Origin of the sequence: Exiguobacterium sp. s149, assembly GCF_018618395.1 — a bacterium.
Taxonomy (GTDB): domain Bacteria; phylum Bacillota; class Bacilli; order Exiguobacteriales; family Exiguobacteriaceae; genus Exiguobacterium; species Exiguobacterium chiriqhucha.
Map to the genome: position 1 here is coordinate 1 of NZ_JACSLZ010000014.1, position 16,504 is coordinate 16,504.

The window sequence follows — 16,504 nt, forward strand, 5'->3', positions numbered from 1 at the left end:
GCAAAAACACCTCCGATGCTAGCACTTTTTTTAAGTGTACCACTGCGAAGGTGTTTTTATATTGTCTCAAAAATTTAGGTTAGCCCAGTCCATTCTTCGGAATGGGCCCTTTTTTTGTCGTTGCATTCACTGGTCTGACCAGTTATAGTAGAGTAGAGATTAGTACCAGGTATAAACAGGGGGTTATTTCATGCAAATCGAACACATTAAAGAGCTGATCACATTACTCGATCAGACGTCCGTTCACGAGATGGAACTCGAGACGCCGGAGTTTAAACTTTCATTGAAAAAAGAAGCGGCTCCACAATTCGCCGCCACTCATACACCGATCGTGCACGCGGCCCCGGTCGCAGCACCTGCGCCAGTCGTCGAGACAGAACAAGAAGCGGCACCAACACCTGCGCCGAGCAACTTGCGCACGATCACGTCACCGATGGTCGGGACGTTCTATTCGCGTCCGGCACCGGACAAAGACGCTTACGTTCAAGTCGGCGACCGCGTCGAAGCCGGACAGGTCGTCTGTATTTTAGAAGCGATGAAACTGTTCAATGATGTCGAGACGGAAATCGGCGGGGAGATTGTCGAGATCCTCGTCGCGGATGGCGATTTAGTCGAATACGGCCAAGCGCTCTTCAGCGTGAAGTGAGGTATGTATGAAACTACTCATTGCTAACCGTGGAGAGATTGCGGTCCGTATCATCCGGGCCGCGAAAGAGTTAAATATCCCGACGGTCGCCGTATTCTCGGAAGCGGACCGCGAGGCGTTGCACGTCCGTCTTGCTGATGAGGCATACTGCATCGGACCGAACCCGTCGAAAGACTCATACTTGAATATCCCGAACATCTTGTCGGTCGCGTGCGCGGTCGATGCGACGATGATTCATCCAGGTTATGGCTTCTTAGCCGAGAACGCCGAGTTCGCCGAGATGAGCGAGGCGTGCGGCATTCAGTTCGTCGGACCGAGTAGCTATGCGATTCGGAAGATGGGCATCAAGGACGAGGCGAAACGAACGATGATTGAATCGGGCGTTCCGGTCGTCCCGGGGTCGAGCGGTGTCGTCACCGACGAGGAAGCGATCGAACTCGCCCGCGAGATTGGATATCCGGTCATCATCAAGGCGACGGCCGGGGGCGGAGGGCGTGGAATCCGTGTCGCCTTTGACGAGTCTGAGCTTTTGAAAGGGCTCACCGACACACGTAAAGAAGCGAAGCAGGCGTTCGGCAACGGCGACGTCTATTTGGAGAAATACATTGAGTCGTTCCGCCACGTCGAGGTGCAAGTGCTCGCCGATCAATACGGCAACGTCATCCACCTCGGGGAGCGGGACTGTACGATTCAGCGCCGGATGCAGAAGTTGGTCGAGGAAGCGCCATCCCCGGCAATCGATGAGACGACCCGTCAAGCGATGGGCGACGCAGCCGTGAAAGCGGCCAAAGCGATTCAGTATTCGGGTGCGGGTACGATCGAGTTCATTTACGTACCGGAATCGAACGAGTTTTATTTCATGGAGATGAACACGCGAATCCAAGTCGAACACCCGGTCACCGAAATGATTACCGGCTTCGACCTCGTCCAAGCACAACTCGAAGTCGCACTTGGCCATCCGCTTGCGATTAGCCAGGCGGACATCAAATTTAGTGGTCACTCGATCGAATGCCGCATCAATGCGGAAGACCCGTTTGCAGATTTCCGTCCGATGGCCGGGAAAATCGATCAGTATATCGTTCCTGGCGGCATGGGCGTCCGAGTCGACAGCGGTCTCTATGCCGGTGCTGTCATCCCGCCGTTCTATGATTCGATGGTGGCGAAGCTGATCGTCCATGCCCCGACTCGGGAAGAGGCAATCGCGAAGATGCTTCGCGCACTCCACGAGTTCACCGTATCGGGCATCCACACGACGATCCCGTTCCATCAACAAGTCATGGCCCATGAACGTTTTCGAACAGGGGCGTTCGACACGAAATTTGTCGAAAAAGAAATGACGCTCACGAAATGACCTTGACCAGGAAGCCCGAACATTATTTGGGCTTCCTGGTTTTTTGTACTGAATTTATGGAGGCTTTATGCTAAACTATCACAATGAAAGCATGCAAAAGGAGAGTATCTGAATGAAACGTCATGAAGCACGGGAAAAAGCGATCCAAACGCTTTTTCAAATCGAAGTATCAAAACTTGAGGTAGACGAGGCCATTGAATTTGCCCTCGATGGCATGGATTCAGATCCATTCTACGAACAACTCGTCGTTGAGACGTTAGAAAAGAAAGATGAGATTGACGAATTGCTCATCGAAAACTTGAAAAACTGGAGACTCGATCGTCTCGGAAATGTCGAGCGGACGATTCTCCGCATGGCGACGTACGAGTTGCTCTACGTCGAGACGATTCCGGACAAAGTGACGATCAACGAGGCGGTCGAACTCGCCAAATCGTTCGCCGATGAGGAAGCGGCCAAGCTCGTCAACGGCGTGCTCGGTAACATCATCAAAGCGTAAGCGAAGACAAGAATACGGTCTGTTAAACAAATAGAGAAGACACCACACCAACTACAGAGAAACCTAAGACAACGGGGGATGAGAGAGATGGCAGTAGTGATCGACGGGAAACAAATCGCAGCATCATATCGGGAGACGTTGAAAGAACGGGTCAGTGCGCTCCGTGCGCGCGGCATCGTACCGAAACTGAAAGTCATTTTAATCGGGGATGATCCGGCGAGCCACAGCTACGTCCGGGGGAAAGAGCGGGCAGCGGCTGACATCGGCATCGATTCGCAAGTAATTCGCTTCGATGACACGATTTCAGAACGTGAAGTGCTCGAACTGATTGATTCGATGAACGCGGACGACGAGTTGCACGGTATTCTCGTGCAGTTGCCGTTGCCGAAGCATATCGATGAGAATCGCGTCATCATGCGCATCTCACCGGACAAAGACGTGGATGGGTTCCATCCGACGAACGTCGGGAAGATGATGCTCGGTCTCGAGACGCTATTGCCATGTACACCGCACGGGATTCTACACCTCGTCAAGACGCAGACCGACTTGGTCGGCAAGCACGTCGTCGTCGTCGGTCGCAGCCAAATCGTCGGGAAACCGGTCGGGATGCTGTTCTTGAACGAATCCGCGACGGTGACCTACTGCCATTCGAAGACGAATGATCTCGGGGCGATGACACGGCAGGCCGATATTTTGATTGTCGCCGTCGGTCGGGCCGGTCTCGTCACAGCTGACATGGTCAAACCCGGGGCGATTGTCATCGATGTCGGTGTCAACCGCGTCGACAGCCGTCTCGTCGGGGACGTCGACTTTGCAGGTGTCCGTGATGTCGCGAGCGCAATCACCCCTGTTCCGGGTGGTGTCGGCCCCATGACGATTACGATGCTCATGCACAACACGGTCGAGGTCGCCTCTCGTGGATAATCCGATTCAAGTTTCCGAAGTCGTCCGTTACGTGAAGCGACAGCTCGACGATGACCCGATTTTGCAACAACTTGCCGTCATCGGCGAGATTTCGAACTTCAAACGGTACGCCTCCGGGCACTGTTATTTCACCCTCAAAGACGAATCGTCGCGGATGAAGGCGGTCATGTTCTCTCGTGACGCCCGGACGCTCAACTTCGAACCGAAAGACGGGATGAATGTGATCGTCGTCGCCCGCGTGACGATGTACGAATCGACAGGCGACATCCAGCTTTACGTGGAACTGATGCGACAGGACGGCATCGGGATGTTGTTCGAACGGTATGAGGCACGAAAACGTGAGCTTGAGGCGAAGGGATGGTTCGCAACGGAACGGAAACGTCCACTGCCGGCCTTCCCGGAGCGAATCGGGATTATCACTTCGCCGAAAGGAGCGGCCCTCCACGATATTGCCACGACACTCAGGCGTCGTGCGCCGCACGTGGCCATCACGTTTGCGCCCGTCGCCGTCCAAGGCGATCAATCCGCCCCGCAAGTGGCGAGCGCGATTCGATGGATGAACGAACGCACCGATTGCGACGTGTTAATCGTCGGCCGAGGTGGCGGGTCGATTGAAGAGTTATGGGCGTTCAACGAGGACGTCGTCGTCGAAGCGATTCACGAATCTAGGATTCCTGTCATCTCGGCCGTCGGGCACGAAACCGATTTCACGTTGGCTGACTTTGTCGCCGACGTGCGGGCCGCGACTCCGACGGCGGCGGCAGAGCTCGCGACAGCGACGATCGAGGCGCAACGAAAAGACGTCGAACGGTTGACGGCCCAGTTGACCCGGTCCGTCACGAATCAGATGTCGTCGATTCGGGAACGGCTCGGTCGGGCGACGAACAGTTACGGCTTAAAGTCGCCCCGCTTCACGCTCACACAAAAGCGGGAGCGGTTCGAACAAGCCGAGATTCGGCTCGAACAAGGTGTCACGAAACAAGTGACACATGCCAAACATCGCCTTGCCCAGTCCCGACAACAGCTCGATGTCCGAAAGCTGGCGCAGACGCTTCGTCGCAACGAGGAGACACACCGACAATTCGACGGTCGCCTCAAGCGCATCCGGCCACTCGAACGACCGACGGACCGCTTTGCAGCCCAAGTCGGTCGCTTGAACGCGGTCAGTCCTCTCGCCGTGCTCGCTCGAGGATATACGTTGATTGAGCAGGATGGGACGTACGTGAAAGATGTCAAACAACTACATGACGGCCTGGTGACAATCCGGTTTCGGGATGGCCAAGCCGTTGCGGAAGTGAAGGAGAGACATGATGGCGAAACAACAAGCAGAACAGACGTTTGAAGCGGCACTCGCCCGCCTCGAGGAAATCGTGACGCAACTCGAGACAGGAGAAGTCGCCCTTGAAGAAGCGATGACCCTCTATGAGGAAGGTGTCCGCTTGTCGGCACTCTGCCAGGCCAAACTGACGGCCGCGGAACAGAAGATGGACGAGATTCTCGAACTCGATGGGACGCTCCGTGAAAAGGGTGGCACCGTATGAGCGCGCAAGCCTATCTTCAAGAGTGGAAACAGGAAGTCGAGACGGCGACACGCCGTCTCATTGACGCGTCGTCGATGCCGGAACGTTTATTCCAATCGATGACGTACTCACTCGAGGCAGGGGGGAAGCGGATTCGTCCGGCTCTCCTTTATGCCGTCCTCGATACATATGGACGTCCGCGGGCGCTCGGTCATGAAGCGGCCGTCGCCCTCGAGATGGTTCACACGTACTCCCTCATCCACGACGACCTTCCGGCGATGGATGATGACGACGTAAGGCGTGGGCGTCCGACGAATCATCGTCGGTTCGATGAGGCGACCGCGATTCTCGCAGGCGACGCCCTATTGACGGACGCGTTTCGGATTCTGGCCCATGCGGAGCTCGAACCAGTGAAGAGCGTCGCACTCATCGCCCGCTTCAGTGAAGCGGCAGGTAGCGCCGGCATGGTCGGCGGTCAGCTCGATGACATGCTCGCTGAAAAACGGAGCGGTGTGACACTGTCGACTCTGCAATCAATCCATGAGCGGAAGACTGGGGCGCTTCTCGTGTATGCCCTTGAAGCGGGGGCCATCCTTTCGGACGCTTCCGAGACGGATCGTCAGGCGCTCGCACGGTTCGGAAAACATCTCGGGGTCGCCTTCCAAATCCAAGACGATATTTTAGACGTCGAAGGAGACGAGGCGCTCATCGGGAAACGAGTCGGTTCGGACGAAGGAAACGATAAAGCGACGTATCCGAAACTGCTCGGTCTCGATGGAGCGAAAAAAGCGCTGGAACAAGAAGTCACGGAAAGTGAGGCCGCACTGGCCGAACTTTCGGTCGAGGCCCCGCTTTTACGGGAGCTTCTCGACTTCGTCGTACGACGCAATCATTAATCTCGGTGACACGATGAGCACATCGTGTCACCTTTGTTTTTGTGAATGTATAGCATCTATGGACACATTCTTGTAAAATGTAAGGTACGAATCAGTAATAAGACAGGAGAAAGGATGGTCATCATGGACTTGACATCCATTCAAGACCCGTCATTCTTAAAAAAGATGTCGGTACCCGAGTTAGAAGCGCTCGGCGCAGACATCAGACGGTTTTTGATTGAAAAATTGGCTGAAACGGGAGGGCACTTGGGACCAAACCTAGGGGTTGTCGAATTGACGCTTGCCTTGCACCGTGTATTTGACAGTCCGAAAGACCAACTCGTATGGGACGTGGGGCATCAAGCGTACGTCCACAAAATCTTGACAGGACGAACGAGTCAGTTCGATACGCTGCGTCAATACAACGGCTTATGCGGATTCCCGAAGCGTTGTGAGAGCGATCATGACGTCTGGGAGACGGGGCACAGCTCGACGTCCTTATCGGCCGCGATGGGAATCGCCATCGCGAACGAGTTGAAAGGACGCTCGAACGACCGGGCCATCGCCATCATCGGGGACGGGGCGCTCACTGGGGGAATGGCGCTCGAAGCGCTCAACCATATCGGCGCCGAGAAACAAAATGTCATCGTCATCTTGAACGATAACGAGATGTCAATCGCGCCGAACGTCGGCGCGATGCACAACATGCTCGGCCGGATGCGGTCGTCACGTAAACTGAAACACGCCCGTGAGGAAGTCGAGACGCTCATCAAACATATCCCGATCGTCGGCAACTCGCTCGAACGGAGCGGCGAACGCGTGAAGGATATGCTGAAATCAGCGCTCATCCCAGGGACGTTCTTCGAAGAGCTCGGATTCACGTACTTCGGACCGACGGACGGTCACGATTTACGCGACCTGCTCGAGACGCTCGAGTACGCCAAGAAAATCGATGGACCGGTCATCGTTCACGTCATCACGAAAAAAGGCAAGGGCTATCGTCCGGCCGAACTCGATGGTGTCGGCACGTGGCACGGTCTCGGACCGTATAAAATCGAGTCGGGAGAAGTCATCAAAGGCAAGGTCAAAGGACCGAGCTATTCGAAGGTCGTCGCTGAGACGATCACGAAAGTCGCCGAGACGGACGAGCGCGTGACACTCATCACACCAGCGATGAGCGTCGGCTCGAAACTCGATTGCTTCAACAAGCAATTCCCGGAGCGGATGTTTGACGTCGGCATCGCCGAGCAACATGCGGTCACATTGGCCGGAGGACAGGCGACACAAGGCTTGAAGCCGGTCGTCTCGATTTATTCGACGTTCTTCCAACGCGCCTATGATCAGCTCGTGCACGACATTTGCCGTCAAAACTTGAACGTCGTCTTCACGATCGATCGTTCTGGTCTCGTCGGAGCGGACGGGGAGACGCACCAAGGCGTGTTCGATATCGCCTTTATGCGCCACGTGCCGAACATTCGCATCTTGATGGCGAAAGACGAAGAGGAATTGCAACATCTCGTCTATTCGGCGCTGAAGTATGATGACGGTCCAATCGCCGTCCGTTTCCCGCGCGGCGAAGGAATCGGGACACCGATGAGCGAGACGCTCCGCGAATTGCCGCTCGACGTCTGGGAGACGGTCGCGGACGGAACGGATGTCGCCATCTTGACGTTCGGTCCACAAGTGCAAGACGCGCTTGAAGTGCGTGCACTGCTTGAAGGGCAAGTGAGCGTCCGTGTCATCAACGCTCGGACAATCAAACCGCTCGACGACGTCATGCTCTCCGCTTTATACGCGGAAGGCATCCCGCTCGTCACGTTAGAGGAAGCGGCGCTCGCCGGAGGTTTCGGCAGCAGTGTGCTCGAACATGCGAGCGATGCCGGGCAGTTCCCGCGTGTGCTCCGACTTGGCATTCCGGACCGCTATATCGAACACGGCGGCGTCAATCAATTGCTCGAAGAAATCGGGCTCCGTCCGACGCAAATCGCTGACTCGGTTCAGCAGTTCGTTCAAGTGACAAATCGACAGAATGTGTGAGGAACTATGGAAAAACGAAAGAAAACTAGATTAGATGTACTCCTCGTCGACCGCGGCTTAGCGGAGACGAGAGAGAAAGCGAAACGGGCCGTCATGGCCGGTCTCGTCTATAGTGGGACCGAACGGCTTGATAAGGCGGGGGACAAAGTGTTTGACGACATCCCGCTCGAAGTGAAAGGCCAAGTGTTGCCATACGTCGGACGGGGGGGACTGAAGCTTGAAAAAGCGCTCCAAGTCTTCCCGTTCGATGTAGCTGGTAACATCGGCATCGATATCGGTTCATCGACAGGCGGGTTTACTGATTGCGCGCTCCAAAACGGCGCTGCGCAGATGTATGCCGTCGACGTCGGTTATAACCAATTGGCATGGAAGCTGCGGAGCGATGACCGTGTCGTCGTCATGGAGCGGATGAACTTCCGCCATGCGACCGCGGACCAGTTTCCGGTGGCGCCGGACTTTGCGACGATTGACGTCTCATTTATCTCGCTTCGGCTCATGATTCCGCCGTTGAAGACGATCTTGAAGCCTAACGGCATCGTCATGGCGCTCGTCAAACCGCAATTTGAGGCCGGGAAGGCCGATGTCGGCAAGAAAGGCATCGTCCGGGACCGTGCCATCCATGAACGGGTCGTCGACGACATGGTCCGTTACTTCGCCTCGGAAGGGTTCGAAGTTGCGGGACTCGACTTCTCGCCGATCACCGGTGGGGATGGGAATATCGAGTTCTTATTGTTCGCCCGTTTCATCGGCGTCGGCAGTGTCGACCCAGCCATCGACGTGGACGCGGTCATCGACGCCGCCCACGCGCAATTGAAGAAGAACGCTTGAGCTGCAGACGTCTTGTCTGCAGTTTTTTTGTGTCCGCTCGCCGATCCAGGGAATTCATCCCGCGAAAGCTAGACCTTTTTTCGACAATACTTTAGAATGATACTGAGTATGCGAAACATAAAATGAGGTGTCAGCGAGTATGAACAAAGGACAGCGCTTGATTAAAATTCGAGAAATCGTGACCAATCGTGAAATCGAGACACAAGACGAGCTCGTCGATGAGCTACATCGCTCTGGATATCCAGTGACGCAGGCAACTGTGTCACGAGACATTAAAGAGCTTCATCTCGTGAAAGTGCCGCTCAATGACGGCCGCTATAAGTATAGTCTGCCGGCCGATCAACGCTTCAATCCGTACGGCAAGATGAAACGAATCCTCGGAGACAGTTTCGTCTCGGTCGACTCGGCCCAAAACTTGGTCGTCATGAAAGTATTACCGGGCAATGCGGATGCGATTGGTGTCTTGATTGACCATTTGTCATGGGATGAATTGATTGGAACGGTGTGCGGGGACGACACAATCTTGATGATTGCCCGCGACGAAGACCAGGCGAAGCGAATCATCGAACGACTACTCGGAATGTTATGAGGTGAACTATCGTATGTTAGCAGAACTATCGATCAAACAATTTGCGATCATCGATGAACTGAATATCACGTTCAACCGTGGGATGACCGTATTGACGGGTGAGACCGGAGCCGGAAAATCAATCTTGCTCGATGCGATCGGCCTGCTCGTCGGGGGCCGAGGTTCGAGCGAGTTCGTCCGCTATGGCCAAGACAAGGCGGAGATCGAAGGGCTGTTCAACGTCGAACCAGACCATCCGATCATCGAGGCGGCGACCCAATACGGCATCGAGATTGAAGAAGGGACCGTCATTTTGCGCCGCGACCTACATAGCAGCGGAAAGAGCGTTTGCCGTGTCAACGGCAAGATGATGCCGCTGTCGACGCTTCGTGAGCTCGGACGGCTGCTCGTCGATATTCACGGCCAGCATGAACACCAGCACTTGATGGATGCCGAATACCATCTCGGCATTTTAGATAGTTTTGCCGAAACCGAGCTTGCCCCGCTCCTCGAACGTTATCGAGAGGCTTACGTCGATTGGAAGAACGTCGCCGACGAGTTGAAACGATTGAGTCAAAGCGAACAAGAGCTGGCCCAGCGCATGGACCTGCTCGCGTTCCAGACGAATGAGATTGAGGCGGCCGAACTGAAGGTCGGGGAAGAACAGGCGCTCACCGAGGAACGGAACGAGCTCGCCAACTTCGAGCGGATTCATCAGCACGTCCGGTTATCGTATGAGGCCGTCGCGGATGAGGCGAAAGGTCTCGATCAAATCGGAATCGCCATGCGCGAGATGGAGGAAGCTTCCTCATTGTCGACTTCGCTCGCGCCGATGTCCGAGACGATCTCGAACGCTTACTTCTTGCTCGAGGACGCCAAATTCCAGTTGCGTGACCAGCTCGATTCACTCGAATTTGACCCGATTCGACTTGATGAGATTGAGACGAGGCTCGCCTTGTTTCAACAGTTGAAACGGAAATACGGGGCCACGATCGACGAGGTCATCACGTATGGGGAGAAAATCGCCGACGAGTTAAAATCGATGACGAATCGGGAAGAACATTTGCAAGAACTATCGGACCGGCTCGCCCGGCTCGAACAAAAAGTGCGTACGACCGGACTGGCGTTATCGGCGGCACGCAAACAAGCGGCAACAGAGCTCGAGAAAGCGATTCAGCGTGAATTGAAGGAATTGTATATGGAGAAGACCCAGTTCGAAGTCCGGTTCAAAGAAGGGTCGTTCAAAGCGGACGGACTCGACCAAGTCGAGTTCTATATGATGACGAACGTCGGCGAACCGTTCAAGCCGCTCGCCAAAGTCGCTTCAGGCGGAGAACTGTCCCGTGTTATGCTCGCGTTGAAGTCGATTTTCTTGCGCACTGTCGGTGTCGCATCCATCATTTTCGACGAAGTCGACACTGGTGTGTCGGGACGTGTTGCCCAAGCGATGGGCGAGAAGATTTTCCGGTTATCGGTCGGATCGCAAGTGCTCTGCATCACCCATTTGGCCCAAGTGGCCGCCATGGCGGACCAGCATTTGTATATCACGAAGACGGAGACGGATGAGCGCACGAAGACGAACGTCTCGCCGCTCGGGCATGCCGAACGGATCGATGAGCTCGGACGGATGATTGCCGGGGCGCAGATGACGGAATTGACGAAACAACACGTGGAGGAACTGCTCACTATGTCTCTCCAATTAAAACGGAAGTTTATCGAAGGGGTGTCTTAATTGATCACATTATGCATCGCGGACGACAATCGAGAAATCGTCGATTTGTTGACCCGCCAACTCGAGTCCGAAGACGACTTAAAAGTCGTTGGGACCGCCTACGACGGCGAGGCATGCTTAGACGTCGTCAAGACACACCAGCCGGACGTGCTGCTGCTCGACATCATCATGCCTCACTTAGACGGCATCGGCGTCCTCGAACGGTTACAGACGGAATTGGCGCACGCTAAACCAGAAGTGATTATGCTCAGTGCGTTCGGGAAAGATGAAGTCACGAAGCAGGCAGTTCAACTCGGCGCTTCTTATTTTTTGGTCAAGCCGTTCAACATTCAACAATTGATCACGAAAATCCGCGAACTCGCCGCCGGATCGAGCCGTGAGTTCGAAGCGATGTCGCCGGAAGAACTCGACATCTCGCTCTTGCTGCAACAACTCGGCATCTCGCCGCGCATCAAAGGGTTCAAATATATCCGCCAAGCCGTCGTCTACGTCCGAGAGCGTCAGGAGCTGCTCGGATTGATCACGAAGGAGCTCTATCCGATGATTGCGAAAGAGCATGAGACGACCTCGTCCCGCGTCGAGCGGGCGATGCGCCACGCCATCAAGACGGCGTGGGAGAACGGGATGCGGGACCACGAGATGTTTAACGGTCGCCCTGAGCGCGAGCGCAGTCCGAAAAACTCGGAATTCATCTCGTATTTCGTCACGTATCAATCGTTTAAACAGCAATAATCGATCAGGAGGCCCTCCTCCTGATTTTCTTTTACTCTGTGAAAGAAAGCGCTTGCAAATCATGCGGAACTTGTTATAATAAAGGTGTACCAAGTTACTTGGACGAGCGTCAGATGAACGCTTTCTAACGCGTTCCGGAACGTGTTAGAGCAAGAAATCATCTCGGACCGCTATCCGTCAATAGCTCAGAGGTGGGAACGACATCTCAAATCGTCATCGTCCCGACGAGAGGTCGCGACGTACGCTCATTCGCGAGGCGATTCCGGCATCGAGTTCGAAGCTAGGGACCGTGTCCGGGGAAAACGAATCGTTCAGTTGACCAAAAGGAGTGTTGTCAACCGTTGAACAGTTTATGGCAAGCGTTCGACTTCACGATGGATGGTTCGACATGACCCGATGAATAATCGTTAGTAACTCGAATGGGTACGTTTCCGTTCACGCAAGACGGCAGTTACTACTTTCTTTCAAACTTCTTCATTAAGAAGACCATTGGAGCCTCATGTCACAAGATTGTAGCAAGTAGGAGAGGAGATCATCCGTAGTGATCACAATTCAATACGAATAAAAAGGTTCCGCACTTGAAATGAAGTCAAGTTAGGGAACCTTTTTTTGTGTTCAAGAATCTATTCGTGGGACTTTGCCTGTTTTCTTGTCACGATTGAAGATATAACCTGCCACGAAACCGATCCCGCCCATCGCGATCAACAGTCCAAACGTTCCTTGTAACATCGAGGCGGCTGCCACCGACTCGATCCAAGAGAACGGGACGCTCGTCTTGAGGAAGAAACTGTCGCGAAGTAACTTGATGCCATAGACACCGAAGAGGCCAGGGATGATTAAGATCAACAGTGCGATGATACGCATAAGATCTCCTCCTTAACACTCATAAGTTTACCAGAAAATATATAGCTCGACACGGCCTTTTTTGTGAGGTTGCGAAATCAGTTCAGGTTCAGTAGCATGAATGCAGAACGGTAAAAATGGGGGATGTCTGAATGAATAAACGATTGATGATTGTCGGTGCGGGGAAAGGCGGGACCGAGGTGCTGAAAATGTTGCTCGACTCGCCGCTCGTCACCGTCGTCGCCGTCATCGACCCGGAGCCGACGGCCGAAGGGATGCAACTCGCGCGGAACCAGGGGATTATGACGGCGGAGGATTGGCGGGCATGTGCCGACAAGCGTCTCGATTTCGTGATTGAGACGACGGGCCGCTCCGAGACGTTCGATGAGTTGAAAGGACATTTCGCCGACGCGGTCGTCTTGCCCGGCGAGTTCATCCGCATCGTCGTCGAACGGCTGAAGCAAAATCAACAGATGCTCGAGGCGATTATCGATTGTACGAGCGAGGCCATCTCGGTCGCCGATTACAACGGGAACACGATTTTAATCAATCCGTCCTATACGCGACTGACGGGATTCAAGAAAGAAGACGTCGTCGACAAGCCGGCGACGGCCGACATCGGCATGCAGGAGAGTGTCCACTTGAAAGTGCTGTCGACCGGGCAAGGAGTCCGCGATATCCGGATGCAAATCGGGGCGACTCGGCGCGACATTCTCGTCAATGCCGAACCGATTATCGTCGAAGGGAAGTTGCGCGGGTCGGTCGGTGTCATCCGGGACGTGTCTCAAATCCGAGCGCTCCGTGACGAGCTGCAAGAAGCGAAGACACGCATCCGCAACCTCGAGGCGAAATACCAGTTCGCCGACATCATCGCGTCGAGCGACGCGATGCGCTTCGTCATCGAACAGGCCCGCCTCGCCGCGGTCACGCCAGTCACCGTCCTTATTCGCGGGGAGTCGGGGACGGGCAAGGAACTGTTCGCCCACGCCATCCACGGTGAGTCCCCGCGCAAATACAAGAAATTCGTTCGCGTCAATTGCGCGGCCATCTCCCCGACGCTCCTCGAGAGTGAGTTGTTCGGCTACGAGGACGGCGCCTTCAGTGGGGCGAAACGTGGTGGGAAGGTCGGCTATTTCGAAGAGGCCGATGGCGGCTCACTCTTCTTAGACGAAATCGGCGAACTGCCGGTCGATGTCCAAGTCAAACTACTCCGTGTCCTGCAGGAGCATGAAATCGTGCGGGTCGGGGGTACGAATGCGATTCCGGTCGACGTCCGCATCATCGCGGCGACGAACGCCGACCTTGAACAAAAAGTGGCGGACGGCACGTTCCGTGAAGACTTATATTATCGAATCAACCGGATGCCGATCCACATCCCGCCGCTCCGGGATCGGCTCGAAGAAATCGAGCCTCTCTGCGAACGCATCGTCCGCAAGCTGAACCAAGAGTACGGCCGCAGCGTGCGCGGGGTGAACCGCGAGGCGACCGAGCTGTTGAAGAATCAATATTGGAAAGGCAACGTCCGAGAGCTCGAGAATGTCCTCGGGCGGGCGATCATCTATATGGCGAGTTCCGAGCAGTGGATCGCGCCGCACCACCTACAGCTGTCACCGCGCGTTGCATCGGCCCGACCGACCGACGCGCTGTCGTTACAGGATGCCGTGTCGCGTTATGAGCGTGATTTGATTGAACGGGCCATCGAAGAGGCGGACGGCAACAAATCAGAGGCCGCCCGGCGATTACACATTTCGATTCGGACACTGTATAATAAACTTGAACGTATGCAATAAATTGCCTGCACTTTTTTTCGTGCCATGCAAAAAAGTGCAGATTATACGACCTATTAAAGCGCTTTCAAAAGTGGAAACAAAATTGCTTGTTAGTAGATGAAGACAGGCAAGGGGGGACATGCATGAATTTTGAACGGATGCTCGAAAAGGCGAAGCAGTTAGACGGGCGAACCGTCTCGATTGCCGGGGCCGCCGATGTGGAGGTCATTCGCGCCGTCAAACTCGCGACCGATCACGGTCTATCTCGATTTAAATTGATTGGAGATGCCCGGGAGATTAAACGATTATGCGACGAGCACGGCATCGAAGATCACGCGGTCGATATCATCCACGTCAAAGGCGATAAAGAGATTGCCAAACGGGCGACGCTCGCGGTCAAGACAGGGGAAGCGGATGTGCTCATGAAAGGAATGGTCGCGACGTCGACGTTCATGAAAGCCGTGCTCAGCCGCGAGGCAGGACTCCGGACGAATCGGACGCTCAGCCATATCGCCTTATTTCAAATCCCGAACCGGGAACGATTAATCGGCGTGACCGACGCGGCCATCCATATCGCGCCGACGCTCGAAGAGAAAGTGGACATCATCGCCAACGCGGTCGATGCGATGACAGACATCGGGTACGAGCTACCGCGTGTCGCTGCCATCGCCGCCGTCGAAGTGGTCAATCCACAGATGGCCGCCACGACAGACGCGGCGCTGCTCGCCCAAATGAACCGTCGCGGCCAAATCAAAGGATGTGTCGTCGACGGACCGCTTGCGCTCGATAACGCCGTCGACATGGTCGCGGCCAAACAAAAAGGCATCGAGAGTGAGGTCGCCGGACAAGCCGACCTATTGCTCGTCCCATACATAGAGGTCGGCAACGTCCTTTATAAGTCGATGATGTACTTTGCCGGAGCGAGCGTGGCGGCGATCGTCGTCGGCGCAGCCGCACCGGTCGTTTTGACGAGCCGGGCCGATACGGCCGAGGCCAAACTGTACTCACTCGCATTCGCGCTCTTGCACGCTAAAAAATAAATTTTATGGAGGAATCATCAATGATGGAAACAAACATGGAACCACGCTTTCGAATTTTCGACGTCTTGCAGGCCGAGGACTATGAGCAAATCGTCTTTTGCCAAGACCAGGCGTCAGGACTGAAGGCGATTATCGCCATTCATGACACGACACTCGGACCGGCTCTCGGGGGGCTGCGGATGTGGAACTATGCATCGGAAGAAGAAGCGCTCACGGACGTCCTTCGTCTCGCAAAAGGGATGACGTACAAAAACGCGGCGGCGGGACTGAACCTTGGTGGCGGGAAGGCGGTCATCATCGGCAATGCGAAGACGGACAAATCAGAGGCGTTGTTCCGTGCATTCGGTCGTTACGTGCAATCGCTCAGCGGACGCTATATCACGGCCGAGGATGTCAATACGTCTGTCGCCGATATGGACTTCATCCACATGGAAACAGATTACGTGACCGGCGTCAGCCCGGCGTTCGGATCGAGCGGCAACCCATCGCCGGTGACGGCGTATGGCGTGTATCGCGGCATGAAGGCGGCAGCGAAATGGAAGTTCGGTTCGGATTCGCTCGCCGGCAAGACAGTCGCTGTCCAAGGGGTCGGCAACGTCGCCTACAACTTGTGCCGTCACTTACATGAAGAAGGGGCGCACTTGGTCGTCACCGACATCAACGAAGAGGCGCTCAAACGCGCTGAGACGGACTTCGGAGCGACGGTCGTCAAACCGGACGAGATTTATGCGGTCGATTGTGACATCTTCGCCCCGTGTGCGCTCGGTGCGATCATCAATGACAAGACGATTCCGATGCTCAAGGCTCAAATCGTCGCCGGTGCGGCCAACAACCAGCTCGCCGAGGATCGTCACGGGGATGTGCTCGAAGAGCGCGGCATTCTGTATGCGCCGGACTTCGTCATCAACGCGGGCGGTGTCATCAACGTGGCCGACGAGCTCGAAGGCTATAACCGTGAGCGGGCGATGAAGAAAGTCGAACTCATCTATGACAACATGCAGCGCGTCTTCGAGATCGCCGAGCGCGACGGGGTGCCGACACATGTCGCCGCCGAGAAGATGGCAGAGGAGCGGATTCAGATGATGTCGCGTTCGCGCAGCCAGTTCTTGAAAGTCGAAAAGAGCTTACTCGGTGGGCGCTGAG

At 55.1% G+C, this 16,504-nt stretch carries 16 protein-coding genes; 15 read left to right on the forward strand and 1 reads right to left on the reverse strand.

The genetic code is table 11. From position 1 onward, the window contains the following. The first annotated feature begins 190 nt into the window (after positions 1–190). The 12 genes from accB (at position 191) to spo0A (ending at position 11,709) form a co-directional block, all read left to right on the forward strand. Positions 191–646, forward strand: a complete 456-nt coding sequence (gene accB / locus KNP81_RS13950) for an acetyl-CoA carboxylase biotin carboxyl carrier protein (RefSeq protein ID WP_214720368.1) — start codon at positions 191–193, stop codon at positions 644–646. 7 nt (positions 647–653) lie between these two features. Beyond that, the gene (accC, locus tag KNP81_RS13955) at positions 654–1,997 is read left to right on the forward strand and encodes an acetyl-CoA carboxylase biotin carboxylase subunit (protein WP_214720369.1); all 1,344 of its coding nucleotides are present in this window, start codon (positions 654–656) and stop codon (positions 1,995–1,997) included. Positions 1,998–2,109: 112 nt separating this feature from the next. Continuing rightward, a complete protein-coding gene (nusB, locus tag KNP81_RS13960) occupies positions 2,110–2,493 on the forward strand; it encodes a transcription antitermination factor NusB (protein ID WP_214720370.1) in 384 nt (127 codons plus the stop codon). A gap of 87 nt (positions 2,494–2,580) precedes the next feature. Then, the gene (folD, locus tag KNP81_RS13965; protein WP_021067702.1) at positions 2,581–3,417 is read left to right on the forward strand and encodes a bifunctional methylenetetrahydrofolate dehydrogenase/methenyltetrahydrofolate cyclohydrolase FolD; all 837 of its coding nucleotides are present in this window, start codon (positions 2,581–2,583) and stop codon (positions 3,415–3,417) included. Beyond that, positions 3,410–4,759 carry an exodeoxyribonuclease VII large subunit gene (xseA, locus tag KNP81_RS13970; protein ID WP_214720371.1) on the forward strand — a complete coding sequence of 450 codons (1,350 nt, stop codon included), beginning with the start codon at positions 3,410–3,412 and terminating at the stop codon, positions 4,757–4,759. The genes folD and xseA overlap by 8 nt, the downstream gene beginning before the upstream one ends. Continuing rightward, positions 4,728–4,958 (forward strand): exodeoxyribonuclease VII small subunit, encoded by a 231-nt coding sequence (xseB, locus tag KNP81_RS13975; RefSeq protein WP_029595272.1) that lies wholly within the window; start codon positions 4,728–4,730, stop codon positions 4,956–4,958. The genes xseA and xseB overlap by 32 nt, the downstream gene beginning before the upstream one ends. Further along, complete coding sequence (locus KNP81_RS13980) at positions 4,955–5,833, forward strand: polyprenyl synthetase family protein (protein ID WP_214720372.1); 879 nt, start codon at positions 4,955–4,957, stop codon at positions 5,831–5,833. Before xseB ends, KNP81_RS13980 begins: the two co-directional genes overlap by 4 nt. A 123-nt stretch (positions 5,834–5,956) precedes the next feature. Continuing rightward, complete coding sequence (gene dxs, locus KNP81_RS13985; RefSeq protein WP_214720373.1) at positions 5,957–7,849, forward strand: 1-deoxy-D-xylulose-5-phosphate synthase; 1,893 nt, start codon at positions 5,957–5,959, stop codon at positions 7,847–7,849. A 6-nt stretch (positions 7,850–7,855) separates the two neighbouring features. Continuing rightward, a complete protein-coding gene (locus KNP81_RS13990; protein WP_214720374.1) occupies positions 7,856–8,677 on the forward strand; it encodes a TlyA family RNA methyltransferase in 822 nt (273 codons plus the stop codon). Between the two features lie 139 nt (positions 8,678–8,816). Continuing rightward, complete coding sequence (gene ahrC, locus KNP81_RS13995) at positions 8,817–9,266, forward strand: transcriptional regulator AhrC/ArgR (protein ID WP_021067696.1); 450 nt, start codon at positions 8,817–8,819, stop codon at positions 9,264–9,266. A gap of 13 nt (positions 9,267–9,279) precedes the next feature. Continuing rightward, complete coding sequence (gene recN, locus KNP81_RS14000) at positions 9,280–10,977, forward strand: DNA repair protein RecN (RefSeq protein ID WP_214720375.1); 1,698 nt, start codon at positions 9,280–9,282, stop codon at positions 10,975–10,977. Beyond that, positions 10,978–11,709, forward strand: a complete 732-nt coding sequence (gene spo0A, locus KNP81_RS14005) for a sporulation transcription factor Spo0A (protein ID WP_021067694.1) — start codon at positions 10,978–10,980, stop codon at positions 11,707–11,709. A gap of 615 nt (positions 11,710–12,324) precedes the next feature. On the opposite strand, the gene KNP81_RS14010 is transcribed toward spo0A, so the two are convergent. After that, a complete protein-coding gene (locus KNP81_RS14010; protein WP_021067693.1) occupies positions 12,325–12,573 on the reverse strand; it encodes a DUF2627 family protein in 249 nt (82 codons plus the stop codon). Positions 12,574–12,704: 131 nt separating this feature from the next. Here KNP81_RS14010 and KNP81_RS14015 point away from each other — a divergent pair, with 131 nt between their 5' ends. From KNP81_RS14015 to KNP81_RS14025, 3 genes are all read left to right on the forward strand, one after another. After that, entirely contained in the window at positions 12,705–14,342 is a 1,638-nt protein-coding gene (locus tag KNP81_RS14015; protein WP_214720376.1) for a sigma 54-interacting transcriptional regulator, read from the forward strand. 122 nt (positions 14,343–14,464) lie between these two features. Further along, positions 14,465–15,361, forward strand: a complete 897-nt coding sequence (gene yqiS / locus KNP81_RS14020) for a phosphate butyryltransferase (RefSeq protein WP_021067691.1) — start codon at positions 14,465–14,467, stop codon at positions 15,359–15,361. 20 nt (positions 15,362–15,381) lie between these two features. After that, complete coding sequence (locus KNP81_RS14025; protein WP_214720377.1) at positions 15,382–16,503, forward strand: Glu/Leu/Phe/Val family dehydrogenase; 1,122 nt, start codon at positions 15,382–15,384, stop codon at positions 16,501–16,503. Position 16,504 lies beyond the last annotated feature (1 nt).